We start from the raw sequence: 25542 nt of genomic DNA, 5'->3' as shown, positions 1-25542 counted from the left end.
CGCAATGGGATATCGCGAATGCTGCCATTCAAGGGCAAACACGGATCATCTCTGCCGCAGCCGTGCAGCAGTGCTCAGGCTTTCTGAAGAGTTAAGGCCAAGTGCGCAATATCATTATGCGTGACGATGTGAAATTCGATATCCATTGCGGCCGCAATAGATTTGGCATGTGCGCGGGAAGCAAGCTGATGCTGAGACAGTGTTTCGAGATCATGAGTCGGTCGACGTCGTGAGGCGTCGTTTGAACGGTTGGTGCTGATGCGTGCGGGCTCGGCTTCAAGATGTACCATTTTTGCGATGCCAAGCGCACGAAAAACGTCGGCTGGCAGTTCCTGTATGCCTGCGCTGCTGTCGATGACAACGTGACCGTCCATGATGACAAGCCGCGCAGCGGTATCGCGTGCCAACGCAAAGCCATCGATCAAGAGCCGTTGATTTTCGTCGAGATCTGCATTGCGGATAGCGTCTCTCTCGTCCGGATGCGCATCGCGTGCCGCGGCAATAAGACTGCCACCGGTGAGATGCTGGAATGGGATGTGTTCGGCCAAATGCCGGAGAAAAGTCGTTTTTCCGACGCCGGACAGTCCTGTAAATGCAACAATCTGCTGGTTCATACGGCAAACTCTAGGTTCGAACGTTCGACGAGCCTCGTCATCAGATCATGGCGCAGCTTATAGATGGACTGTTGCGGGTGCCCGTTTATGACGCCCATGTTTTCCAACTCATCCTTCGACACGGGTGGGTCGATGTAAGCGATCAGTAGGTAGTTGATCACCTTGACTGGTCGTTCGGGTGTCGCCTTCCAGGCATCCAGCTGCGCTTCACTGTAGACAGAGCGGCCGCCGGTCATTTGCATCAATTCTTTTGTCGATCGCGCTAACGTCATGCTTTCCAAAATGCCAAGCGCAGTGATCGCTTGGGAGGGCGGGTCTTTAGAGACCCCCTTGTAGAAAAACAGGATCGACCCTGGGGGGCCGAGATTCGATTGCGCCTGGCACAGATAGACCTTTCGGATCGTATTGCCCGGACGGGTGATTGTCTCGGCAGGGGATGCGCCGGAAAAGAGATCGGGCTGTTGCGGTTGCCAGAGATCCGGGAAAAGGGTGTCGTGATAGCCTTCTTTGATAGGAATGCCGAACCCGCGCGTTTTTTCGTCAACGAGAAATCGCGGGTAGTTTTCGCGCGCAAGATCGAAGGGAGAACTCGCTTCAGCAGGGACCAGCGCTGCAGAGGAAAACCCACGTTCGTAGATGTATTCGCCATTGGCATTCGTGCCAGCCTTCCGGAAACCGTAGTACTCTAAAAGGTCCATTAGCGAGACCTGATCCTCATATGTGGTCAGATAAGTCAGGTCATACCCGTTGGTCTGCGCATACCAGAGGACCTGCTTCAACAGCAACTCGCCGAGCTTCACACCGCGGCTTTCGGGAGCGACCTTGAAGGTACAGATTTTCAGGACTTTCTCGGCTGGAGTGATCGCGTCGGTGTCGCCCGCCGTCTCGTTCTTACGGACGATCAGACCCGCAAGATGGCCGTCATCATAAACCACCCAGCATGAGCGATGTTGTTTGACACATTTCTCGCGCCACCAACCGTTAAATTCGGGGTATCCGTCACGCAGGCTGTCGAAAAACCGATCTTGATGATTGATTTCATGGGCCTCAACCTCCGCCACGTGGCGGATCGGAACCCCCTTGGGCTCATAGGTCTGGATCAGTAGTTCGGTCGCGTCACCTATAAACAGGACACGTCGGGCGAGATCGGGCGAACGTTTCTGTGCACGCTCGTGAAGCCCCTTGTCCTGCGTGACAAGAAAATCCGAAGCGCCGTTCTCTAGGGCGTGGAGAAGCGTCGCATCTACAACATCATTGGGCTTTTTGCACGGACCGTAGGCTGTATCAAGATCGGAGTCGGTTAGACCGCGCTGCTTCTTGAGCGCGCGGTATTTCGCAATCTTACTGAGTGAGATTTTCCGCCGCTCGACATCCTTGTCGCGCGCGATGTCATCCTTCGCGGCCTCATGCACATAGATGTCGACCTTGTGGGCCGAGGCGAGGGCGTGGAACCTGGCGTAGGCTGCTTCAACTGTGTGGTAATCTTCGAGCCCAATCAGGATGTTCGTATCAATGAGATACGATTGCTGGCTCATCTTTAAGGGCCTTTCTCAGGTCACGTTTTGCATAGAGGAAGGATTGGGGGGGCTCAAATCCGAACTTTTCCCGTAGTTCGTTTAGAGGCAGGGGACGCGTGAAAGCTTTCACATGGTCAAAAACCAATGCGAAGCCGTGGTCCAAGCCGTCAAAATACCTGTCAAAGTGTGGCCGTTCGATAAATGCAGTGCTCTCAAATTCGGCCCAAATCTGCTCCACGGGGAGCTTGAGGACTTCGCGGATCGATGCTGTGCCGACCATCGCTTTGACCGGAGAGGTTGAATAGATATAGGCTAGTGCGCCGCTTGGTGCGGAGACCGGAAACCTGCGCCGCAGTTCAACCGTCTTGTGACCTGCGAGAATCTTTTCGGAGTAGACGGGCTTGATCGACAAGACGACGTCCCGCTGCGGCTTGAACGGCTCATCTCCCAGCAACGGCAGAACCAACTGGTCATCGTTCCCCCGCTCAACATCGAAGGCCTCGCAAAGGCGCAGAGACAACGGTGCGTCAGTCGGAAATTGCGCGTTTAAACGCAGTGATGCTCCAAGCGCTTCGACATAGCGCTGCACCGTGCTGAGGTATATCTCGCCGCCCTTTTCGATTTTCGAGATGGCGGCCTGTTGCACATCCATGCGCGCCGCAATTTGCTTCTGGGTCAGGTCCGCCAAAAGTCGCAGCCTGCGCAGCTCTGGTCCGACCATGGCTGTGCCGTCAGCCACTGAAACGGCTTGTGCTTCTACGATTGTTCCTGTGAGCTTGCCCATCTTGACCTCTCTTTTTTTCCCTTTCTTACGACAAAGCGGTATTCCATGCAAGGAATGCTGAGCCAACTCGTACCTTTCTGGCGGAAAAGGTGCTGCCTTAAAGCGAGGCCGTCACCTGAGTTGGCAGCCGCCCGGGGCCGCATCGAGCCGACAGTGAGAGTGAAACGGCTGGCAGTTTTTTGTCTGCGGAGCATGTTCGGTTCGACGGTCTTCAGAGCAGCAAGCTGTCGGCCTCACAAACGGGAGCTCGGGGCCGAGATCGCCGCTGCCTACGAGGCGCCCGACCCGCTGCGTCGCCGCATCTCCACTAGGAGCTCAGGTGCTGCGTTTCGCCCAAATGACAAGCTATGCGTAGGTAGCGGCGCTCGCGCGGGCAGACCCTTTTATATCCACTGACTTTCATAGATGGTCCGACGCAGTGTACGTTGCGCCAGCTTGGCCCATTCTTCTAGTTGCTCTTCATATGCCTTTGGGTTCCGTAGAATTTCTTCATCGTCTTCCGGCGTTGCCACATGAACCCATGTGTTGCGGTATTTTCGCAGCTTATGAATGTCGTCTCGAAGTCCCTGTTGGATAGGCGAGCTATCAATCAAATCAGCAAGACGAATACGCTTCCCGCCTGCATACTCGGCGCGAAGATACGTTTCGATTGCAGCGGTAGCGGATATTACGGTTGCTAGGTTCGCGCCACCGACGAAGGCATAATCGCAATCGCGAACGATGAAGGCGCACCATTCCGACATAGTCGCGCCGCTCTTCAACATTTCGTCGTCAAGCGCGGTGATGAATGCCCATCTAGCGTTTTTAGTCAAATCCGTTCCCTCAAGCCAACACACGTTTTAGCTGAAGTATAGCACCGGTCGGTGTGCGCTTTAAGCAATCAATGCTTAGATTAAGTCGAATGGAAGGTTTGTCCGTGCTACCAACCTACAGCAGCCTCCGAGTTTTGCGCTTGCGGCGAATGGCGGCAAAGCGGATCGCGGCTGCAGAAATCGAGTACATCACTGGACGACGGCTCAGGGCCGACCCAATCTGCCTAGTGGTTGCCGAGCGCCAACTTTACGAAGGTCACTTTCTGCGCATTCCAGCACCCCACATCCCCCCCTTGACGCCAAAGTCACCGGCATGCCAGTAAATATGCATCATCGATAACTGCGCCCACGGGAAACCGGCGGGCGCTTTTGCGTTCCGGGGGTTTGGTATGACGGCACGGAGCGCGTATCACCGTTTGTACAACCTGTCGGCGTGGCGGCGTCGCCTGCGGCCTCAGCATCTGGCGCGGGAGCCGCTGTGCCGGGCGTGTCTGCGGCGGGGGATCCTGAACGATGGTTCGCTGACGGCGTCGGGATCTCGACAGGTGAACCCAAAGCGCTGCCGCCTGGTGGTGGATCATGTGATCCCGCATCGGGGCGATCCGGCGCTGTTTCTGGATCCAGGCAATCTGCAGACGCTGTGCCTGGATGATCATGATCAGAACAAACAACGGCTGGAGGCGCGCGGGTACTCGCAAGAGCGCGGCGCGGATGGCTGGCCGGTGGATCCACAGCACCCCGCCAACCGCTGACGCAGCGGGGCGAATGCCCCGGGGGGAGGGTTCGAAGGAATTCCGGATGCGCTGGCAACCGGAGGGGGAGCCTTTTTCTGCGCAAAGTGGAAATTGAATAGAAAAAGCCACATGAACAAGGAGTTGATCGGGATATGCGAGGGCGCAGACCGGCAGAGGAAAAAGTTGTGGCCCTCGCGGAAGAGGGGGCGCCGCTTCACAATCTGGAAGAGCGGGCGCGGCTGCGCCTGGAGGAGATCCGGCCCGAGGGGCTGACCGGTGAGCTGCGCTGGACCTTTGACCGGCTGGCGCTGCCGCTGTGTCACCCGACCGTGGATCGGTTGAAGCCCAGCAATGTGATGATGTTCAAACAGCTCTGCAAAGCGGTGCTGCGGTTTGAACGTCTGGAGCTGGAGTTGGAAGAGACCGGCGAGACCTATGAGAGCGAGACGCGCAACGGGGTGCAGATCAAGGCGCGGCCCGAGGTGGCGCAGCTCAATGAGACCTTCCGCCAGATCCGCGGGCTGGCCAATGACTTTGGCATGACGCCGGCGGCGGAGCGGGGGCTGTCGGGGGCAGGGCAGATGGGGTTCAGCTTTGCCGATCCCGATGGGCCCGAGAGCTATCTGACGTGAGCGCATCCTCTGACCGGGTCTCGGCCAGCGAGGATCCGGTGACAGCCTGGGCGCAAGCGGTCGAGGCCGGCGAGGTTGTGGCCGGGCCCTATGTGCGGGCAGCAGCGGCGCGGCATCTGCGCGATCTGGTGGAGGGGCCCAAACGCGGGCTCAAATGGGATCTGGCGGCGGCGCTGCGGGCGATCCGGTTCTTTCCGCAGGTGCTGCGGCTCAATGGGGGGCAGTTCGAGGGCCGGCCCTTTGAGTTGCACCCAAGCCAGGCGTTCCGCATCGGCTCGCTTTTTGGCTGGAAACAGTACAGCGCCCAGCACGGGGCGTGGCTCCGGCGGTTCACGCGGTTTTACGATGAGGAAGGCAAGGGCAACGGCAAATCGCCGATGCTGGGCGGCATTGGCCTGTACATGATGGTGGCCGATGGCGAGCCCAGGGCCGAGATCTATGCGGCGGCGGCCAAGAAAGACCAGGCGGGGATCCTGTTTCAGGATGCGGTGGCGATGGTGGATCAGTCGCCGGTGCTGAAGCGGAAGGTGCAGCAGCAGGGCGAGAACCCCGTCTGGCAAATGACCTACCGGGGCCGCGGGGGCGACAAGCGCAAGTTCAAACCGCTCTCGGCGGAAAAGGCGCAATCCGGCCCGCGTCCACATTGCGCGCTCACCGATGAGGTGCATGAGCATCCCAACCGGGATGTGATCGATATGCTGGAGCGGGGCTTCAAGTTCCGCAAACAGCCGCTCCTGTGCATGGCGACCAACTCCGGCACCGACAAAAAATCGATCTGCTGGGAGGAGCATCAGCATGGCGTCAATGTCGTCACCGGCGCCATTGAGGATGACAGCACATTTGCCTTCATCTGTTCGCTGGATGAGGGCGATGACTGGGAGAATGACCCCAGCTGCTGGGTCAAGGTGAACCCGCTTCTGGGGGTCACCATCGATGAGGAATATCTCACCAAGGTGGTGAACCAGGCCAAGATGATGCCGGGCAAGCGCAACGGCATTGCGCGGCTGCATTTTTGCCAGTGGACGCAATCGGTGACGGCGGCGATCCGGCGCGAGGCTTGGGTGGCCTGCCATGGCGATGTGGATCCCGAAGAGCTGACCGCGCAGGGCTATCCCTGTTTTGGCGGGCTGGATCTGAGCCAGGTGCGCGACTTCTCGGCGCTGACGCTCACCTGGGTGCTGGATGCCACCAAGGATGCCGAGCGTCTGGTCTCAAAGACCTGGTTCTGGACGCCCAAGGGCACGCTGATGGAGCGGGCGGCGCGCGATCAGGCCCCCTATGATCTCTGGGTGCGGCAGGGGTTTATCGAGGCGGTGCCGGGGGATCGGCTTAAATACCCGTGGCTGGCCGACGCGCTGGCGGATCTCACCTCGCGCTATCAGCCGGAGGTGATTGCCTGCGATCAATATGGCTTGGAGCGTCTCAAAGACAGTCTGACGGAAAAAGGCCTAGTGCTGCCCACCGAGGTGCATCCGCAAGGCTTCCAGAAGCGGGTGCTGGAGAAGGTGCCGGATCCGACCAATCCGGGGCAGGAGGTGGAGATCTATCTGTGGATGCCGGATTCCATCAACAAGCTGGAAAACGCCATCTATGACGGCCGCCAAACCGTCGCGCAGAACCCGCTCCTGGACAGTATGGCGGCCTCGGTGACTTACGCGGAGAACCGCACCGGGCACCGGATGTTTGACAAGGAAAAGGCCCATGGTCGCATCGACGGCATGGTCTCGTTGGCGATGTCGGCGGGGATCGCGCTGTGCCGCGAGCGGGCGGGCAAGGAACACTCGCCCTGGGGCGATGAGGACTACTCTCTGGAGGATATGCTGTGGGATTGATGGGGTGGCGCAGGCGCGCGGCGGTCGAGGGCGCAGGCCCGCCGGAGCAGCGCGCCGAGCTGGTGGACAGTGGCGAGGCGGCGATTGCGCAGGTTCTCTCCGGCGAGGTGGGCGAAGGGGTGAGCATGCGCGAGGCGCTGTCGCTGCCCGGGGTCTGGGCGGCGATCAACTTCCTGTCGGCGGCGATGGCCGGTCTGCCCATCGAGGTCTTTGAGACCACAAGTGATGAGGGCGGCGACAGGAAGCTCAAGGGCGGTGTGGTGGATGTTCTGGGCGCGGCGGTGAATGACAGCACCACGTCCTTCAGCTGGCGTGAGACCTTCTTTGCCGAGGTCTTTGGCCCCGGGCGCGCCTATACCTACATCGAGCGCAACGCGCAGGGGCGGGTGATCAACCTGTTTCCGATGGAGTATCACCGCACCACGGTGCGCAAGGAGCAGGGGCGGCTGTTTTACGACTACCGCGAGCCGTCGGGGCGGGTGAAGACCTACCCGGGCCGCGATGTGATCGACATCGCCTTTTTGCTCAAACCGGATCATGTGGGCAGCCACAATCCGGTGATGACCTGCGCCAGCGCCATCCGCCAGGGGCTCAATGCCAATCGCTATGCGCTGACGGTCTTTGGCAAGAACGGCGTGCCGCCTTATGTGCTGACAGGCCCGTTCCAGGCCGCCAAGGAAATGATGCGTTCGGCGGCGGATCTGATGCGGGTGACGCGGCGGGCGGCGGATGAGGGCAAGCCGGTGCTGCCGCTGCCGGCGGGGCATGAGCTGAAGCGGCTCGGCGATGATCCGGAGAAGATGCAGCTCACCCCGGTGCAGGTCTTTGCGGTGGGGCAGGTGGCGCGGATCTATCAGCTGCCGCCGGTGTTCCTGCAGGAGCTGAGCAAGGGCAATTACAACAATATCGAGCATCAGGATCTTCACCTGGTCAAACACACGCTGCGGCGCTGGGTGAAGAAGTTCGAACAGGAGCTGACGCTGAAGATCTTCGGGCGCGGCTCCAAACGCTATGTCAAACTGAACCTCGACGGGATCATGCGGGGCGACTTCAAGACCCGGATCGAGGCGATTGTCAAAGCGATCCAGAACGGGCTGATGACCCCAAACGAGGGCCGCGCGCTGGAAAACCGCGCGCCCAAGGCCGGGGGCGATGTGCTCCTGGTGCAGGGCGCCACCGTGCCGATTGAGCTGGCCGGCAAGGCCTTTGCCAAGGGCGCGGCTGCGCCGGAGCCTGATGACGATGCCGCGCCCGAGACGGACGCCGGCGACGCGGACACCAACACAAACTGACGGAGGCTTGGATGAGCGATCCAACACGCGAGGTGCGCTATTGCGCCGTCGCGCCCATAGAGCTGCGCGAAGACAGTGGCCAACCCCTGCGGGTGCTTGGCTATGCGGCGGTCTTTGGCGAGCGCACCGCCATCGGCCCGCTGGATAAATGGGGCTGGGAAGAGGTGGTGGAGGCCGGTGCCTTCAGCGCCGCGCTGGACCGGCGCGATGATGTGACCTTTCTGATCGACCACGAAGGCCTGCCGCTGGCGCGCACCAGCTCCGGCACGCTGATGCTGTCGCAGGATCAGCGCGGTCTGCGGGTGGAGACGGAGCTGGATCCGCAGGATCCGGATGTGCAGCGGATCCTGCCCAAGATGCGGCGCGGCGATCTCTCCAAGATGAGCTTTGCCTTCATTGCCGAGAAAGAGTCCTGGGATGAGAGCGGCGCGCATCCGCTGCGCAGCATCGGGTCGGTGCGGCTCTTTGATGTCTCGATTGTCACCGACCCTGCCTACCAGGGCACAGAGATAGGCCTTCGCTCCAAAGCGGCGGCTCTTGGCGGCGGCGCGCAGCGCTATCGCCGCCAGATGCAGATGCGCGGGCGTCTGTCCGGGCTGCGCTGATCGGCGCTTTGTCCTGCCCTTTTCCATGCCGCGCCCTGGGCAAGCGCACACCCCCACATTCAATGAGGATATCATGAGCAAGATCAAAGAGCTGCGCGACAAGGCGCAAACCGTTCTGACCGAGGCCACCAGCCTGCGCGACGGGATCACCGACAAGACGCCGGAAGAAGAGGCGCGCGCCGCCAATGACAGGTTTGACGCGATGATGGATCAATATGACGCCCTGGTGAAAGAGGCGGATCGCGAAGAGCGGGCCCTGAAGGCGCAACGCGAGGCCGAGGCGCGCCAGGAACAGCAGGAGCGCGAAGAACGCGAGAGCCGCCGTCCGGGACAGGAAGAGACCCGCCATCAGCCCGACGCGGATGTGAGCGAGGAATACCGCGAGGCCTTCCGGCTTTACCTGGCCACCGGGGCGGATCTGTCGGAGCTGGACCGGGACGTGCGCGCGGCGCTGCGCCGGGGCTACCGCGAGGACCGGGCGCAGAACGCCGGCACCGGGGCGCAGGGCGGCTTTCTGGTGCCGACCACGCTGGCGGGTTTTATCAATGTGGCCGCGGCCGCCCATGGCCCGATGATGGATGGGCAGATCGCCACGGAGATCAACCTCGCCAATGGCGCGCCGTTTGATCTGCCGACGGTGGATGACACCGACCAGGAGGCCCATCCGCATAGTGAGGGCGATGAGGGCGTGGATGATGACAGCGGCGACATCGCGCTTGGCAAGACCACATTGCTGGCATACGCGCTGGCCACGCCCTGGATCAAATGGTCCTTTGAGCTGGCGCAAGATTCCGCCTTTGGCTTTGAGCCACTGCTGGGCAAGCTGATTGGCGAGCGGATCGGGCGCAAGGGCAATGCCTGGCTCACCACCGGCAGCGGCAATAATGAGCCCCTGGGCTTTGTGACCGGCGCGCCGGTGGGCCATGTGGCCACTGCCACCGATGCGCTCACCTTTGATGAGATCCTGGATCTGGAGCATTCGGTGGACCCGGCCTATCGCGGCGGGCCCAAGGTGCGCTACCAGATGCACGATCAGTCGGTGAAGGCGCTGCGCAAACTCAAGGATGGCAATGGCCGCTATCTGTGGTCCGATGGTGATGTCACCAAGGGCGTGCCGGCGACGCTCAACGGGCGGCCCGTGTCCTTCAACCAGGCGATGGCGCAGATCGGCGCCGGCACCAAACCCATCGCTTACGGTGACTTCTCGGAATATTACGTGCGCAAGGTGGGCAATCCGCTCCTTGGCGTGGCGCGCGAGAAGTTCTTCCCCAACCTCGCCATCATGGGGGTGCATCGCATCGATGGGGCCCCGGCGCAGAGCAAGGCCATCAAGGTCCTGCAGATGAAAGCGGCCTGAGCCATGGCGATGGAGCGTCTTGTCCCACCGGCGGAGGCGCCGGTGGATCTCGCCCAACTGCGCGCGCATCTGCGGCTGGAAGAGGGCGAGGAGGATGGCCACCTGCAGCATTGTCTGGATGTGGCGGTGGCGCAGTTTGACGGCGACGATGGCGAGCTGGGCCTCGCACTGGTGCATCAGGTCTGGCAGCAGAGCTTTCCCCATGTGCCCGGAGCTGGTGGATCGGTGGAGCTGATGCTGGGGCCGGTGGCCGCGGTGGATCAGATCGAGGTCTATACGCCTGCGGGAACCTGGGAGGGTGTGACCGCACCGGAGCTCTTTGAACTCGGCGGGCGGTTTTATGTCCAGGCGCGCAGCTGGCCGCGTCCGGGGCGCTGCCCGCTGCCGCTGAAGATCCGCTTTACCGCGGGCTTTGGCACAGCTGCGGATGTGCCCAAACCGATCTGCCATGCCATTCTCTTGTTTGCCGCGCATCTCTATCAGGCGCGCGAGCCGGTGGTGATGGACGGCAGGCCGGCGGAAGTGCCGATGTCAATCGCGCAGCTGGTGGCCCCTTACAAGAGCTGGTGGCGGTGATGGGCATCACGGAACGGGATCGCCGCATTCTCTTTCTTGAGGCACGGCGCGCGGAGAATGATGCGGGCGAACAGGAAGTCACCGGCTGGGACGCGCTGTTTTATCGCTGGGCGATCTATGAGCCGGTGAGCGATGGCGAGCGGCTGCGGGCGGCGGCGGTGGAACAGCGCAGCGATGCGCGGTTCCGGGTGCTGTGGTCGAGGCCGATGGTGCAGATCACCGGCGCGCATCGGCTGCGGTTTGACGGCGCGGACTGGCAGATCACCGGCCTCAAACAGCGCGGCTTCAAGGGGGAGATCGAGATCACCGCCTGGAAGATCCCGGAGGTGTCTTGATGGCCGTGAAGATGCGCATTGAAGGCGCGGGCGACATTGAGCGCGCACTGGCAGCATTGCCGCGTGGCACCGCCAAAGGGGTGATGCGGCGCGCCATGAAGAAGAGCCTCAAACCGGTGGCGCAGATGGCCGAGGGGGTCTCGCCCTTTGCCATTGCCGTCACGTCGAAGCTGACCGCGCGGCAGCAGCGCGAGGCGCGCAGGGATCGGGGTCGCACCAAGGTGGTGCTTTACGTGGGGCCGGTTGAGCCGGATGGCGGTGATGCCCCGCATGCCCATCTTTATGAGTTTGGCACCGGCCCCCGGGTGCAAGCCTCGACCGGGCGGGCGACCGGGGCGATGCCGGCGCGGCCCTTCCTGCGCCCGGCCTGGGATGCCGGCCAGGCGCTGATGCTCGCCACCCTCAAACGCGAGGTCTGGGCGGAGATCGAGAAGAGCCTGGAGCGGGCCCGGCGCAAGGCGGCGCGCGCATGAGCATGGAGCGCGAGGTCAAGGATCTCCTGAAGACCCTGGGGCATCCGGTGGTCTGGGGCGCGTTTGACGAGGGCGTCGGCTTTCCCCGCATCACCCTGCAGCGGATCGGCACGGTGACGGTCTACTCGCTGCGGGGGCGCGGCAATATCGAGACCGCCCGGGTGCAGGTGAATGTCGCGGCCACGACTTATGGCGCGCTGCTGACCCTGATGCCGCAGATCTCGACCACGCTCACCGACTATCGGGGCGGATCAGTGATCCGCATCAAAGAACTCTCCCGGCGGGACTCTTTCGAGGAGACCGGCGGCGATGTGATCCGGCTGCAAATGCTGGATGTGCAGGTGCGCTACCGCGCCTGATCTGGCCGGGAGACCGGCAACTTCCAAACATTATGAAAGGACGAGCCATGGCAGAGAATGTCATTGCAGGCGATCTGGTGGACATCGAATGGTCCGCCGATGACACCGATGAGAACTATGCAGTCATCAAGGGCTGCAAGACCGTGGGTATTCCGGAGGAGAACCCGGAATACCGCGACCGCACCTCGCTCGACAGCCCTGGGCGCACCCGCGAATACGGCGTCGGCCTCACCGAGGTCAGCGAGCTGACGCTCTCCTGCTTTTACTCGACAGAGCTGTATGAGCAGGCGCTGGCCTTCAAGACCTCGGGGGTGCCGGTGTTCTTCCGGGTCAAGCTGCCGAAGATCGGCGACCAGGCCAACAGTGGCGACGTCTTCAAATACAAGGCCTTCGTCAATCCTTCGATGCCCTCCGTCGATCAGGACGGCGATCTGATGATGGATCTCAAACTGCGCCCCACGGGCCTCATCACCTGGACCAAAGGAGCGTAACCCATGATCCCGGCAGCAACTCTGAACGTGGGGGACACCACCCACAAACTGCGCCTGACCACCGGCGCGCTGATGCGGTTTGAAGAAGACAACGACGGCCAGCCCTTTGACGGGCTGCTGGACAAGTTGATCCAGGGCAGTGGCGGGATCCGGCTTCTGGTCTCGGCGCTGGCGGCGGGTCTGGGGGATGGCAAGGGCATCTCCAAGGAAGAGGCGATGGACGTCATTGATGCGGCGGGCGGCGCGCGCCAGGTGGTGCCGTTCATTGCCGAGGCCATTGCCAAAGCCTTCCCGGCGCCAGAGGCCAAGACGGCCAAGGGTGACGGGGAGGTGTCAGCGGGAAAGGCCAGCCCCCCGGCGGGGGCGTAGACTGGGCGGCGCTGTTTGCGGCGTGGTGTGAGCTGGGCTTGCATCACGCCGATTTCCACGATCTTACCTTGCGCGAATACGACCTGATTACCCGGTCCAAAATCCGGGGCAGGGAGGCGCAGGTGGCGGCGCGGCGGGTGCTGAACCAGGAACTGGGCGTCCTGGTCAGCCATGCTTTCCACAATCCCAAAAAGATGCCCGATTTTACCCGGGCTGCGGGCCAGGCGGGCCGCAGCAAGGCCGATGCGACGCAGGATCTCGAACAGCTGCGCGCAGGCCTGATGACCATGCACTTCAACAGCAAACAGGGGGCCTAGATGTCCGCAGTTATTGGCGCGCTGCGCGGCGTGCTTTCAATGGATTCCGCGGCCTTTGAGACCGGGGCCAAACGCGCCAAGGCCACCATGGGCACGGTGGAGCGCCGGATGGAGCGGATGGCGGGGCGGATGGAAGGGGCCGGGCGGCGCATGGCGCTTGGCCTCACCGTTCCGATGGCAACGGCGGCCAGCATTGCGGTGCGCTCCAGCCTGCGGGTGGTGGATGCGCAGGCCAAGATGGCGCAATCGCTGGAGACCACCGTGGCCTCGATGCAGGTGCTGGAGCGGGCGGCGGATCTCTCGGGCGTCTCCATGGGCGAGGTGCAGCAGGCCACGATCCAGCTCACGAAACGGCTGAGCCAGGCGGCGGGCGGCACGGGGGCGGCGGCCAAGGCGCTGGACCGGCTGCATCTGAGCGCGTCAGAGCTGCAGGCGCTGCCGCTCGATCAGCGGCTGGAGCAGATCCAGGGCGCGTTGGCGGAGTATGTGCCGGAGGCGGAGCGCGCGGCAGTGGCCTCGGATCTCTTTGGCAGCCGGGCGGGGCTGATCTTCACCCGAATCGACGGGGCGGCGCTGCGCACGGCGGCGCAGGATGTGAACCGTTTTGGCGTGGCGGTGTCGGAGGTCGATGCGGATCAGATCGAGCTGACCAATGACGCGCTGTCGCGGATGAGCCTGGCCGGGCGGGGCCTGGCCAATCAGGTGACGGTGGCGCTGGCCCCGGCGCTGCAGGGGCTGAGTGACCGGGTGGCAGATGTGGCGGGCTGGTTCAACGAACTCTCCGATGGCACCAAGCGGTTCATTGCCACCGGCGCGCTGATCGCCGGCACGGTCGGCCCGGCGGCGCTGGCGCTGGGTCTGGTGCTGAAGGTCTCGGCGCCGCTGGTGGTGGCGCTGGGGGGCGTGGTCTCGACGGTGGCGCTGGCGCCCTTGCGCTTTGCGGCGGCGGCCAAATCGGCGATTGCGCTGGAAATGGCGCTGGGGGCCACCAGCACCAAGGCGGCGGTGACCAGCCTGGCGATGAAAGGCCTGCAGCGGGGGCTGGTGCTCTTGCGCGGCGCGGTGATTGCGACCGGGATCGGCGCGCTGGTGGTGGGGGCGGGCTATCTGGCGATGAAGTTCCACGAGCTGGTGGTGGCTACCGGCGGTTGGGGCGCGGCGCTCAGATCACTTGGCACTCTGGCGGTGGGCGTCTGGGAGGGGATCAGGACCAGCGCCTCGGCAATTGCGCCGTCACTCTCGGCGATTTGGGCGGATGTGCAGGCGGGGTTCACGCGCATGCTGCAGGATCTGTCTATGGAGTGGCGGAACTTCCTGGCGACCCTGACACAGGGGATGCGCGGTGTGCCGGGGCTCGCGGAGGTGCGGGAAAACCTCGCCAAAGCCTCCGCTGGTGCCCTCGATAATGTGATGAAGCTGGATCTGGCCGCCAGCAAACTGGAGGGGTCCGCGATCCGCCTGCGCAGGGAAGCAGGGGAAAAGCTGCAGAAGGGCTTTGACAAGGCGGCTGCGGCCATGGGTGAGCTGTCGACGCAAATGGGATCTGCCAATGCCGAACTGGATGCGGGGGACGACAGTACCGACGCGCTGAAGACCAGGCTGGATCAGCTCGGCGACACGCTGGATGACGGCAGCGGCGGCGGTGTTGCGGGCGATCTGTCCAAAACCACCGAGGCGGCGGGGGATCTTGGCGCGGAACTGGACGGGCCGCTGTCCTCGGCAGTGGATGGGGTGGCGCGCTCCTTTGGCGATTGGATTGCCGATGGCCTGAGCGACTTTCGCTCGATGTGGGACGGGATCAAACAGGCGGCCAAACGCGGGCTGGCGGAGCTGGCGGCAAGCTTTGCCAAAAACCAGATCCGCATTGCCCTGGGGCTGTCGCTCGGCGGTGCTGGCACCGCAGCCAATGCGGCGGGCGGGCTGCTCTCGGGCGGCGGTGGTGGCGGTGGTCTGCTGTCCGGCATTCTGGGGCAGGGGGCAAGCGGCCTTCTGGGCGGCACCAGCCTTGTTGCGGGTCTGGGCGGCGGCTTCCAGGCGGCTTTGGGGCTCGGCGGCTTTACCAGCGCGGGGCTGTTCAGCGTTGGGGCCAATGCGGCCCTGGCCTCGGCCGCAACAGGAGCCAGCGCGCTTGTCTCGACCATTGGCGCGGCCCTGCCTGTTGTGGGGCTTCTGGCGGGCGGCGTTGCCCTCCTGTCCAAGGCCTTCAGCCGCAAGTTCGAATATTCGGCGCTGGAGGGCACCATCGGGGCCGATGGCTTCGATGGCTACACCCGGGATTTTTACAAGGGCGGCTGGTTCCGCAGCGACAAGAATGTCTATGGCGCGGTGGATGCGGGGCTGGATGCGGCGCTGGATCAGCAGGTTGCCGGGCTGACCTCGGGCCTTCTGTCGATGTCGGAGGCGCTGGGGCTGGGCTCCGATGCGCTGGCGGAGTTTGAGGGCTATACGCTGTCGGTGATGACCTCCGGACGCACGCAGGAGCAGATCCAGCAGGACATCGCCGATCACATGGCGGCGGCCTCCAATCAGATGGCGGATCTGATCCTCGGCACCGATGACTTCACGCGCGCCGGGGAAAGCGCCTCGGACACGCTGGCGCGGCTTTCGGGCAGCCTGGTGGCGGTGAATGACGCCATGGATCTGTTGGGCGGCGCGGCCTTTGACGTGTCGCTGGCGGGCGGTGATCTGGCCTCTGACCTGCTGGCGGCCTTCGGCGGCTCGGAGGCCTTCTCGGTGGCAATCTCGCGCTATTTTGACGGCTTTTATACGGAGGCGGAGCGCAGCGAGACCGTCCTGCGGCGGCTGGAAGAGGAATTCGAAGAGCTGGGGCTTGCCATGCCCGCCTCGCGCGCCGCCTTCCGCGAGCTGGTCGAAAGTCTCGATCTCAGCACCGAGGGCGGGCAGAGCCTCTATGCGGAGCTGCTGCGGCTGGCCGGGGCGATGGATGAGGTGCTGCCCCAGGTGGGCGCCTTCACGGCGGAACTGGCCGGGCTGGCGCAGGAGATCGGCGGCGAGATTGGCGTCCAGATCGATGCGGCCCAGGATATGGTCAGCGCCGCACGAGAGGCGGCGGCGGACTGGCGGCGCACCTCCGAGGATCTGCGCGGCTTTGTCTCCGACCTGCTCAGCACCGAACTAAGCGCGGCCAGCGATGCCCAGACCGCCACGGCGCAGAAGGCGCGCCTTGATGCGGCCTTTGCCGGGGTGCAGGCGGGCGATGCATCAGCGGCAGCGGCGCTGCCGGATCTCGCCCGCAGCTACCTGCGCAGCGCCCGAGACATGGCTGGATCGGATCTCGACTATCGCCGGATTGCTGCCGAGGTGCAGGCGCGCCTCACCTATGCGGCGGGGATCGCGGATCTGGAAGCGGGCAATGATGAGGTGCTGGCGGGGCTTTACGAGCAGCAGATCGAGGTTCTGACCGCGCTTGGCACCTTCCTGCAATTTGAGGGGCTGACGGCGGATGAGGTCGCCAATCTGAGCGCGGGCGTGCAGGCGCTGGCCGAGGATTGGGATGGCACGGTGGCCTCCTTCGAGGCGTCGCTCACGGCGCTGGAAAGCGCCATCGAGAGTGCCGAGGCCTTCAGCTATGACGATCTGGTCGGCGCGCTGGATGTGGCGGTGACCCTGGATGACAGCGCCCCGGGCTGGCTGCGCGAGCTGGTCGAACAGGCCGACACCGGCATTCGCACCACGCTCGATTTTATCATCCGCCGCGATGACCTGACACCGGCGGATCGCTGGATCGCCACCCATGCGCTCTCGCAGCATGTGGCAACGCTGGATCTGGTGCTGGGCGCCGATCTGGATGCGGAAAGCCGTAGGCTGGCGCTGACCACGGCGGCGGATCTGCGCCGCCGTGTGATGCTGGATCTGACCCGGGATCTCGACCCGGAGACCCGGTCGCTGGTGCTGACCCGCTCCGCCAACCTGTCGCGCCGGGTGACTGTGGCCCTGACCGGGGCGGGGGCCGACACGGTGGCGCGGCTGAGCGAGATCGCCGGGCTGATCGGCGATGGCGGCGGCAGCGGTCGGCTGACCTTTGGCGGCGGCGTGGTGCTGGAGGCCGATGATGTCTTTGCCGATCTGGCGACACAGACCGAACGGCTGCAGGACCCGCTGGACCGGCTGCGCGGCATGCTGGGCGAGCTGCGCGATGCGGTAGAGGCGGATCGGCTGGCACGGGCGGCGCAGACCCAGATTGCCGCACTGCAGGCGCAGGGGCAGACCGTGGCCAGCAGCCTTGCGGATCGCAGCGAGGCGGCGGGGCTGATTGGCCAGATCGAGGCGCTGGAGCGCCGCACCGGCGTGAGCCTGACCCGCTCTGGCGGCCGCGATGCGGAGCTGCGGCTCTCAGAGGTCTCCGGGCGGATCATCTATGACGCGGATTATGTCACCTATGGGGGCGGGGCGGATCTGGCGGGCTTCCGCTCTGCCTTCTGGGGTGCGGATGGGCTGGAGGCGCAGATCCGCGCCTATAACCAGAGCTACAACGTCAATGAGGATCAGATCGAGACCCTGCGAGCGCAGATCCGGGATCTCGGCGGCATTCCCGCCTTTGCCCGGGGCGGGGCGCATAAGGGCGGCGCGCGCATCGTCGGCGAGCGCGGCTGGGAGATCGAGCACACCGGCCCCGCGCGCATCCACAGCCATGCGGAGTCGGTGGCGATGCTCGACAACCGCCCGCTGGCGCGCGGGATCGAGGATCTGACCCGCCATGTGGTGGCGCAGGGCCAGGCGCTGCAGCTGGTCGTGGACCGGATCGCCAATCAGATGGACGATTGGGACGAGATCGGCCTGCCGGGGGAGCGGAGCTGATGGACTTCAACATCATTGCACCGATGCCCGTGAGTGAGGTGGAGCTGATCGCCTCGAACATCCCAGAGGATGATCATCCGGACTGGGACAGCGCCGCCACCTATGACCAGGGCGCGCGGGTGATCTCCACCCTGTCGCACCGGATCTATGAAAGTCTGGTGGACAACAACCAGGGCCATGATCCGCTGGGGGATGACGGCAGCCATTGGCTGGAGATCAGCGCCACCAACCGCTGGCGGGCCTTCGACCAGCGCCGCTCCAACACCGCAAAACAGGCGGATCGCATCACCTATTCGGTGGTGCCGACGCAGGATTGCGATGCGATTGCGCTCTTTGGTCTGACCGCGGGCACGGTGCGGATCGAGGTCTGGGACGGGGCGGCGCGCATCTATGACCGGAGTTTTGCCATGGCGGACACCGGCCATGTGGTCAGCGCCTATACCTGGTTCTTTGGCGGCGTGGTCTATGCCCGCCAGAAGGTGCTGAACGGCTTTCCCGGCTATATCGGCCACCGCATCGACATCACCATCGATGCCACCGGCGCCATGGCCGAGGTGGGCCATATCGTCATGGGGCGCAACAATCTGCTGGGGCGGGTGCGCAACCGGCCCACGGTCCAGTTCGTCAGCCACAGCCGCAAGGGCTATGACGACTTTGGCAATGAGATCCTGGTCAAGCGCGGCTCCACCCGCAAGGTCGACCTGTCGCTCCTGGTGCCGACGCACCAGGCGCAGCGGGTGATGGACATCGTGGCCGAGGTCGATGGTCTGGCGACGGCGTTTTACGTCTCCGGCGATGCCCCGTCCTTCGGGATCGAGGGCCTGGGCTTTGTCGATGACCACAGCCAGCCCATCGATGTGGCCGGCGAGTCCGTCTTCCCCCTGATTTTGAAAACCTTAAAATAGGAGAGTGCCACAGATGAGCATTCCAGGCTTCTCACCCTTCCCTGAGATCCCTCAGCGCAGCACGCCAGAGGCGGATTTTGACGCCAAGATGTACGCTCTGTTCCAGCACTTCGCGACCACCCATCGCAATGAGCTGCTGGCCTTTATCGAATTCTTGGAAACCAACTCCACCGTGATCGATGCGGCGCTGAACGGCACAACCATCGGCCTCACCGATCCGGCGGCGGCGAAGTTCACCACGCTGGAGGCGGACAGCGTTGGCGGTACTGCTGTCATGCAAGGCCCCTATGATGTGACAGCGGGCAGGTTGATGACTGTCCCAGCGTTTGGGCTGGGAATGAACTCTGGCGGGATCGAGACAACGCCTCTCGCGGCGGCGCTGTGCAATGGTATCTATCGCTACAGCGGCAGTGATCCGGATGAACCTTCAGGGCATGGCCGCGAGGGGGCTGTCATCGTCTATCGCACGGGCGGGGCGCGTTTGCGGCAAGTGGCCTATGAGGGCAGCAGCGAGCAGACGATATTTATGCGCCGCTCCGACGATGATGGCGTGAGCTGGTCCGGTTGGCATCAGGTCCTGGCGCTGGATGAGTACGGGAGGACTGCGCGGGACATTGAGGTCAGGAACAGCGCTCCCGTCCTGGCTGTCACGGACAGTGGCACCGGGGTGAAACATGAAATCAGCGGATCCTCCAGTGTCGGGAACCTCTACATCAGGACGGACCCGGGCGAAACGCTGGAGGGTGCGGATCTGGTCATCGAGACACAGGGCAGGCGTCAAATCACTGTCTCAAAGGATGAGGTTGAGTTCGAGGTGCCGATCAAGGGCTCCCTTGGCATCGGTGCAGATGACCCTGTGGCTGCCCTGCACATAAAAGGTTCAGGCGTCCAGGACAGCCGGGCGGTGTTCCAGCGGGGCAATGTCACGGGGGCTGTCGGCATTGTGTCCTTTGATGTGTTGATCAGCGGCACAGGATCCACCGGCGAAAACGGTGGGATCAATTTTTACACCGGTGGTATGTCCAATGCGCGGCTGGCCCCGGACGGGACCTTTCGTCCCGGCAATGACAACACGCAGCCCCTCGGGTTCCCCTCGTTCCGGTGGTCTCAGGTCTATGCGGGCACCGGGACAATCAACACCTCTGACGCGCGCAGCAAGCAGGACATTCAGGGCCTGGATGCCGCCGAGCGCCGGGTGGCGGTGGTGGCAAAAGGTCTGCTGAAGAAGTTCCGCATGCGCGATGCCGTGGCTAAGAAAGGCGACACTGCCCGCTGGCACTTTGGCGTGATCGCCCAGGAGCTTGCAGCTGCCTTCGAAGCCGAGGGGTTGGACCCCTGGCGGTATGGCGTGTTGTGCTGGGATGAATGGTGGTCAGCCGAGGTGGAGATCCCGGCCGAGACCGCGCCGATCACCGATGAAAACGGCGTGCTGACCGGGGAATTCGAAACCCTCGTGGAAGCCCGCACAGAGCTTCAGACCTTCACCAGCGCCGAGGACGCCCCAGCGGGTGCCACGTACCACAACCGGCAAGGCGTGCGCTATGACGAGCTGTTCGCCTTTATTCTCGCAGCGATCTGAGGGGCAGAAGAATGGCCATGATTGAAAACAGCGATCGCGGGATCACCATGAACAAATCCCTTGCCTGGACCGTGGCCTGCGGGCTGGTTGGGGCAGGGCTCTGGGTCGGCATTCAGGTGGCCACCCTGCGCGGGGAAACCGCCGGGCTGTCCAGGACCATCAACGCCTTGCGCGCGGATCTGACCGCCTCGGAGGCGCGCCAGGTGACCCTGACCGCCCGCGTGCGCACCAATGAAACCGCGCTCGCCCGCCAGGATGAGCGCTTGTCCCTCATCCTCTCCACCCTCAACAAGATCGACAACCGGCTCGAACGCATGGAACGCGCTCCGATCCGCTGATCCACCACCCGACAATCAAATCCACACCAAGCCCGCCTGCGGGCTTTTTTGCCATGGAGATCCCCATGAAACTCACACCCAATTGGAAAACCACTCTCACCAGAGCCTGGTCGGTGCGGCTGTTGATCCTCGCCGCTGTGATCTCGGTACTGCCGGTCTTTGTCTCGCTGGTCAGCCCGGATCTTCTGGGCCTCGATCCCCTGGTCTTTGCCGGGATTGCCGCCCTGGTGAATCTTGCCGCCATCCCGGCGCGGATCCTGGTGCAACCAACCTCCGGCTTGTGGTCGGCCTTCCGACGCGATGAAAGCGGGGTCGTGCGCAAACGCACCATTGGTGTGCTGGCCGGGGGCGGCGTTGCCCTTGCCACCGCGATCAGCTTCATCGGCCAATGGGAAGGGCTCAGGACAGAAGCTTACCGCGATGTCATCGGCGTCTGGACCGTGTGCTATGGCGAAACCAAGAGCGTGCGCCCCGGTGACAGCTACAGCAAAGCTGAATGCGACGCGATGCTGGCGCGCGAGATCATTGCCTATGAGGCGGCGCTGGACCGTTGCCTCACCGCTGATGTGCCCATCGGCATGAAAGTCGCTCTGGTCTCCTGGACCTACAATGTCGGCCCCGCTGCCGCCTGTCGCTCCACATTGCTGCGCAAAGCCAATGCGGGCGATCTCACCGGCGCCTGCAATGAGCTGCCACGCTGGAACCGCGCAGGTGGCCGGGTGATCCGAGGGCTCACCAATCGGCGCATGTCTGAACGCGCCATGTGCTTGAAGGCGCTGGAGGCGTGAGGGCGATCACCCTTCTGCCCGCCCTGGCGCTGATCGCGGTGGTCGCGGGCTTTGCCTACCAACGCGGGGCCTCCGATTGTCGCGCCAGCTATCAAGCCCGCGCGCTCGCGCAGATCGAGCGGGCCAATCAACTGGATCGCGCCCGCATTGCCAGCGAACGCGCCCGCGCCACCCTTGCCAGAACCCTCGAGGAGAAAGCCCATGCGGATCCTGTTGCCGTGCCTCGCTGCCTTGGCCCTCAACGCCTGCGCCGCCTCAACCATCTCCGTTAAAAGCACCGACCCTTGCGCAGTACCGGTGCTGCTGCCGGAACGGTGGCTGTCGGACAGGGAGGTCGAACTGATGTGGGCGCAGGACCGGCGCGCATTGCTGGATTGTGGCGGGAAGGTCGAGGTGCTCAGTGGGCGAGCGGTGGCGGGGGCGGACGGGTAAGAGGCGGACAGGCCGTCCCTTTTGCACGAGCAGCGAGGGCGGTTGAGGGTGCCTTGTAGCCATCCAGATGCGAGTGCCTATCGGTTCATGCGTTTCGCTTCGCATCTACCGTCTGGGCGCTCACAGCCAGCACGAGCCTTGAAAACTATGCGCGAGAGACTTAGTCAGGAAGTAAGCCCGATAGATCGGGAAATTCTAAATATCGCATATGTTACAGAGTTTTATCTGGTGCTGGAGTTTCGTGTTGAGAGTGGAAGACGACTTCGATCCGTGGACACAACTGCCACCAAGAGATGAGCCTGTCGAATTATCTTTCAACTTCTGTGCAATAGAAGGTGTTGAGCCTCTTGATGCCCAGTTTGGCTTAGAGACGCTCAAAGCAGTGCCGGATACGCTCTATTCCGCGTTATTTGGTTCAATAGACGAGCTACAGAATGCTGCGCGCTCAACGAAACCATCCCCCCTCCCGAATACCTACGCTGTTCTTGATGCTGCCAAGGTCGTGAACCTTGGTGAATTGTTAGAGGCATCGGGGCTGGAGCACAGATGCTTGTTCAAAGGGGCCGCCTACGACGACATGAAAGATGTCGCGCCGTGGATCGTGCGGCTCGAGGAGGGTAACTCCCTCACGCGAGACCTCTTCACGTGCTCTGATGCCCCGCTACACGTGTGGAGCAATCGGCCGGGGATTTTTCTACGCTCGCTCGGCTCGCTTGACGGTATTTGCGCGCATTTCCGTAGGTTCACTAGGGTGCAAGATGAGGCCGGAAAGTGGTACTATTTTAGGTTCTGGGAGCCGTTCGTTCTTTATGGCCTTGCGGCACATGCGCTTCCGATTGCCAACCAGATTTGTGCGCCGCTCCAGTCTGTGGTGGCCCCGCTGGACATGCACACGGTGGGGCATGTCATCAACCTCTCCCCTGCGATCAAACGAACTGAACGGGTCGTGCTGTCAAAGGAAACTCTTTCAGTTCTGTCAGAGATCCGCCAGCATCAGGTGCTTGTTGATATCGCTGAGAAAATCATTTTGGATGGTAGCGTGGCACCGTCGTCTTTGGATTGGCCCAAGCAACGTGACAGACTGGTGAGTTTGGGTGTTCACGCGCGACAAGCCTACGGGCTGCGTAAGCGCAAGTCGCTACACAGTTACCTAATGATCCGCAATGCCATGCCTCAGGCCTTTGACGACCAGGCATTGAGAACAAATGAGATCCTGCTGTCCCAGGCGCCGGAAGCTGATAAATTGACCATGTTAATCAACTATTTGAGAACGGTTTGAGAATGACGTTTGCCCGTTTCTTTTCTATCTTAGCGGGCGGTCTATGCTTGGCATTTGCAATGCAGGCCATGGCGCGCAGCAACAAGCCGGCTACGGTAGTGTTTGAAACCGGCGCATGGCGAGCTTGGCCTGTTATCTATCGGTTCACTGTCAACAACGTGACGGTTGGATTTGTAAATGATGCGCTCAGCAGTGCCGATGCAGTTCCTCCTACAAACGGAGCGTCTTACGCTGCCACAATTCCTCGTTTGCAAAGCCCGCGTAGCCATATTCTGGAAACCACAATCAATTGGACCGAGTTGTCTACCGGGCGCCACTATATCGCTGATTTCGAGGTCGATGAAAATTCCTATAGTTGGTTCGAGGACGAAGGCATTCCGTTGTATGTTACGTTTGGGCAACACGGCGAATATACGGTGCGCACCCTGTCAAAAGCCCGTGTAACAGAACCAGTAGCGAAAGCGATTGAACTAGACGATATGGATATTGTTGCAGAAGGCTGTGCTCGGCGAATAGCGACAAAGGCATGGAGCGAGACGCAGCTCAAGACCCAGTTGCAGCAGGTCTTCGGCCATGATGCCGCGTTCGTTGAAAAGCACCGGAAAGACCCACTTCCGGAGCCACGATGCCCTAATCCTGGAAGGTAAGAGGTGGCGGATGGATCCTATCCAAAATCGGTTCTCCATGCACCCGAAGCGTTCAGTGCAGGTTCCTCACCGAATGCGAATGTGCTGGTGGATGCTGCGGCTTCCGCCGGCACTGGCCTTCGACCGTTTTCTAAGGTCGTGAAGTTGATCAGCTATTTATGAACGGATATGAAATGTTTCTTGCTCGCGTGTTCTTCGCTCTAACGGTCAGCTTGTGTACGACGCTTACAACACAAGCGATGTCACGTCAGCCGGTACCAATGAGTGTTTCATACGCCGTGGGAGCCTATCGTGCATCCCCGGTTATCTACAAATTGACGATCAATGGGCAGGTCCTTTCTTTTTCGAGTGTAGCGGCTTCTGGTGCGTCACGCGTGCCCCCGGATAATGGTAGATCAATCGTAGCCTATTTTCCTCGATTGCCTGCTCCCGATGACACGAGATTGGACATCAAGGTCGAGTGGACTGAAATCTGGTCCGGACAACGGTACCAGGCGAAAGCGCTACTTAACGAAGAGCACTATCCATGGTTTGAAGGGAAGGGCCTGCGCTTAAACATGATTTTTGAGGATCATGGTGGATTTGCAATTCGGATTATATCCGAGGAGCGTTGGAAAGATGCTATGACCATGAGCTCCACCACTTTGCCGACGCTTGAAGACTACCCCATAGCTTTCGAAACATGCGCCCCTCGACAGAAGCTGCCAGCTCTCAGCGAAGCCGAAATTTCAGAGCAGCTGAGCGCTATTTGGGGAGTTGATGTTGAACGGTTGGAGGCAAACCGAAACCGTTCTTTACCCCCTTCACGCTGCGTTGCGTCGGAGGACTAAAATATTGCAGATGGATCTTTTTCAAGTTCTGTTCTTGATGACGCTCAAGCGGTCAATGCGGATGAGCCACCGAACGCGAATGCGCTGGTGGATGCTACGGCTTCCCTCCGCCCTGACATTCAACCGTTTTCTAAGGTCGTGACGTTGATTAGCTAATTATGAACGGATAAAAAATGTTCTTTGCTCGCGTGTTCTTCGCTCTAACGGTCAGCTTGTGTACGACGCTTGCAACTCAAGCGATGTCACGTCAGCCATTGCCTGTCACTGTTTCATACGCCGTCGGAGCGCATGCTGGCGCTCCGGTGATATACACTCTGACGGTAAACGGAAGTGTTCTGCATCCACCTGGCATCGCAAGCTTCGGCGCAGCAAGAGTACCTCCTGTTGGGAGTGGGGCTATCGTGGCTTATGTTCCTCGCTTATCGGCTCCGAACACCACAAAAATTGATATCAAGGTCGAATGGACCGAAATATGGTCCGGACAACGGTACCAGGCAGAAACGCTACTCAACGAAGAGCACTATCCGTGGTTTGAGGAAGTGATGAGAATGAATATAACCTTCGAACAAAACGGCGGATTGACCATACGGCTCGCTTCAGAGGAACTTTGGGAAGAAGTTATTGAGATGAAGAGCTCTGGGCCGCTTGCATTGGCGGACTACATTATCGCTTTCGACACATGTGCATCTCGACTGGACGGACCATCACTTGGCGAAGCCGAGATTAGAGCGCAATTGAACCAAATATGGGCCGCGGATATCGAGCGCCTCGAAGCCAATCGAGATAGTCCGTTGCCCCCTGCCAGATGTTCTGGATTCGGAGATTAG

At 62.0% G+C, this 25542-nt stretch carries 27 protein-coding genes; 23 read left to right on the top strand and 4 right to left on the bottom strand.

What is annotated here, in order from left to right:
* Positions 1–74: 74 nt before the first annotated feature.
* From ACXAF5_RS17110 to ACXAF5_RS17095, 4 genes are all read right to left on the bottom strand, one after another.
* Positions 75–614: an ATP-binding protein gene (locus ACXAF5_RS17110; protein ID WP_474947507.1), complete on the bottom strand. Its 540-nt coding sequence runs from the start codon at positions 612–614 to the stop codon at positions 75–77.
* Entirely contained in the window at positions 611–2149 is a 1539-nt protein-coding gene (locus ACXAF5_RS17105; protein ID WP_474947506.1) for a GNAT family N-acetyltransferase, read from the bottom strand. The genes ACXAF5_RS17110 and ACXAF5_RS17105 overlap by 4 nt, the downstream gene beginning before the upstream one ends.
* Positions 2124–2915: a helix-turn-helix domain-containing protein gene (locus tag ACXAF5_RS17100; protein ID WP_474947505.1), complete on the bottom strand. Its 792-nt coding sequence runs from the start codon at positions 2913–2915 to the stop codon at positions 2124–2126. The genes ACXAF5_RS17105 and ACXAF5_RS17100 overlap by 26 nt, the downstream gene beginning before the upstream one ends.
* 383 nt (positions 2916–3298) lie before the next feature.
* Positions 3299–3727, bottom strand: a complete 429-nt coding sequence (locus ACXAF5_RS17095; RefSeq protein ID WP_474947504.1) for a hypothetical protein — start codon at positions 3725–3727, stop codon at positions 3299–3301.
* Between the two features lie 389 nt (positions 3728–4116).
* Between ACXAF5_RS17095 and ACXAF5_RS17090 the strand changes: the two genes are divergently transcribed.
* The 23 genes from ACXAF5_RS17090 to ACXAF5_RS16980 all read left to right on the top strand — a co-directional run bounded on the left by ACXAF5_RS17090 (position 4117) and on the right by ACXAF5_RS16980 (position 25542).
* Complete coding sequence (locus tag ACXAF5_RS17090; protein WP_474947503.1) at positions 4117–4479, top strand: HNH endonuclease signature motif containing protein; 363 nt, start codon at positions 4117–4119, stop codon at positions 4477–4479.
* A gap of 134 nt (positions 4480–4613) precedes the next feature.
* Positions 4614–5093 (top strand): P27 family phage terminase small subunit, encoded by a 480-nt coding sequence (locus ACXAF5_RS17085; protein WP_239321439.1) that lies wholly within the window; start codon positions 4614–4616, stop codon positions 5091–5093.
* Complete coding sequence (locus ACXAF5_RS17080) at positions 5090–6925, top strand: terminase large subunit (RefSeq protein WP_474947502.1); 1836 nt, start codon at positions 5090–5092, stop codon at positions 6923–6925. The genes ACXAF5_RS17085 and ACXAF5_RS17080 overlap by 4 nt, the downstream gene beginning before the upstream one ends.
* A complete protein-coding gene (locus ACXAF5_RS17075) occupies positions 6925–8217 on the top strand; it encodes a phage portal protein (RefSeq protein ID WP_474947501.1) in 1293 nt (430 codons plus the stop codon). Before ACXAF5_RS17080 ends, ACXAF5_RS17075 begins: the two co-directional genes overlap by 1 nt.
* A gap of 11 nt (positions 8218–8228) precedes the next feature.
* On the top strand, positions 8229–8822 hold the full coding sequence (locus tag ACXAF5_RS17070) for an HK97 family phage prohead protease (protein WP_474947500.1): 594 nt from the start codon (positions 8229–8231) through the stop codon (positions 8820–8822).
* Between the two features lie 73 nt (positions 8823–8895).
* Positions 8896–10179, top strand: coding sequence for a phage major capsid protein (locus ACXAF5_RS17065; protein ID WP_474947499.1), 1284 nt, complete (start codon positions 8896–8898; stop codon positions 10177–10179).
* Between the two features lie 9 nt (positions 10180–10188).
* Positions 10189–10755 carry a head-tail connector protein gene (locus ACXAF5_RS17060; RefSeq protein WP_474947498.1) on the top strand — a complete coding sequence of 189 codons (567 nt, stop codon included), beginning with the start codon at positions 10189–10191 and terminating at the stop codon, positions 10753–10755.
* On the top strand, positions 10755–11090 hold the full coding sequence (locus ACXAF5_RS17055) for a phage head completion protein (protein WP_474947497.1): 336 nt from the start codon (positions 10755–10757) through the stop codon (positions 11088–11090). The genes ACXAF5_RS17060 and ACXAF5_RS17055 overlap by 1 nt, the downstream gene beginning before the upstream one ends.
* The gene (locus tag ACXAF5_RS17050; RefSeq protein WP_474947496.1) at positions 11090–11563 is read left to right on the top strand and encodes an HK97-gp10 family putative phage morphogenesis protein; all 474 of its coding nucleotides are present in this window, start codon (positions 11090–11092) and stop codon (positions 11561–11563) included. Before ACXAF5_RS17055 ends, ACXAF5_RS17050 begins: the two co-directional genes overlap by 1 nt.
* Complete coding sequence (gp17, locus tag ACXAF5_RS17045; RefSeq protein WP_474947495.1) at positions 11560–11922, top strand: tail completion protein gp17; 363 nt, start codon at positions 11560–11562, stop codon at positions 11920–11922. The genes ACXAF5_RS17050 and gp17 overlap by 4 nt, the downstream gene beginning before the upstream one ends.
* 47 nt (positions 11923–11969) lie before the next feature.
* Complete coding sequence (locus tag ACXAF5_RS17040; RefSeq protein WP_474947494.1) at positions 11970–12413, top strand: phage tail protein; 444 nt, start codon at positions 11970–11972, stop codon at positions 12411–12413.
* Between the two features lie 3 nt (positions 12414–12416).
* Complete coding sequence (locus tag ACXAF5_RS17035; RefSeq protein ID WP_474947493.1) at positions 12417–12782, top strand: GTA-gp10 family protein; 366 nt, start codon at positions 12417–12419, stop codon at positions 12780–12782.
* Positions 12783–12820: 38 nt separating this feature from the next.
* Positions 12821–13099 carry a hypothetical protein gene (locus tag ACXAF5_RS17030; protein WP_474947492.1) on the top strand — a complete coding sequence of 93 codons (279 nt, stop codon included), beginning with the start codon at positions 12821–12823 and terminating at the stop codon, positions 13097–13099.
* Positions 13100–17917 carry a hypothetical protein gene (locus tag ACXAF5_RS17025; RefSeq protein ID WP_474947491.1) on the top strand — a complete coding sequence of 1606 codons (4818 nt, stop codon included), beginning with the start codon at positions 13100–13102 and terminating at the stop codon, positions 17915–17917.
* On the top strand, positions 17917–18822 hold the full coding sequence (locus ACXAF5_RS17020; protein ID WP_239322891.1) for a hypothetical protein: 906 nt from the start codon (positions 17917–17919) through the stop codon (positions 18820–18822). The genes ACXAF5_RS17025 and ACXAF5_RS17020 overlap by 1 nt, the downstream gene beginning before the upstream one ends.
* A 13-nt stretch (positions 18823–18835) precedes the next feature.
* Positions 18836–20401 (top strand): tail fiber domain-containing protein, encoded by a 1566-nt coding sequence (locus tag ACXAF5_RS17015; RefSeq protein ID WP_474947490.1) that lies wholly within the window; start codon positions 18836–18838, stop codon positions 20399–20401.
* An 11-nt stretch (positions 20402–20412) separates the two neighbouring features.
* On the top strand, positions 20413–20739 hold the full coding sequence (locus ACXAF5_RS17010; RefSeq protein WP_239369115.1) for a hypothetical protein: 327 nt from the start codon (positions 20413–20415) through the stop codon (positions 20737–20739).
* A gap of 65 nt (positions 20740–20804) precedes the next feature.
* On the top strand, positions 20805–21527 hold the full coding sequence (locus ACXAF5_RS17005; RefSeq protein WP_474947489.1) for a lysozyme: 723 nt from the start codon (positions 20805–20807) through the stop codon (positions 21525–21527).
* The gene (locus ACXAF5_RS17000) at positions 21524–21799 is read left to right on the top strand and encodes a hypothetical protein (protein WP_474947488.1); all 276 of its coding nucleotides are present in this window, start codon (positions 21524–21526) and stop codon (positions 21797–21799) included. The genes ACXAF5_RS17005 and ACXAF5_RS17000 overlap by 4 nt, the downstream gene beginning before the upstream one ends.
* A gap of 410 nt (positions 21800–22209) precedes the next feature.
* Complete coding sequence (locus ACXAF5_RS16995) at positions 22210–23238, top strand: DUF4123 domain-containing protein (RefSeq protein WP_474947848.1); 1029 nt, start codon at positions 22210–22212, stop codon at positions 23236–23238.
* A gap of 2 nt (positions 23239–23240) precedes the next feature.
* Positions 23241–23885: a hypothetical protein gene (locus tag ACXAF5_RS16990; RefSeq protein ID WP_474947487.1), complete on the top strand. Its 645-nt coding sequence runs from the start codon at positions 23241–23243 to the stop codon at positions 23883–23885.
* 158 nt (positions 23886–24043) lie between these two features.
* Positions 24044–24715: a hypothetical protein gene (locus ACXAF5_RS16985; RefSeq protein ID WP_474947486.1), complete on the top strand. Its 672-nt coding sequence runs from the start codon at positions 24044–24046 to the stop codon at positions 24713–24715.
* Positions 24716–24888: 173 nt separating this feature from the next.
* Positions 24889–25542: a hypothetical protein gene (locus tag ACXAF5_RS16980; protein WP_474947485.1), complete on the top strand. Its 654-nt coding sequence runs from the start codon at positions 24889–24891 to the stop codon at positions 25540–25542.

Source organism: Epibacterium sp. ABV4_022 (assembly GCF_056159345.1).
The sequence above is the reverse complement of the archived record's forward strand: the minus strand, read 5'-3'. Positions and strand labels throughout refer to the sequence as shown.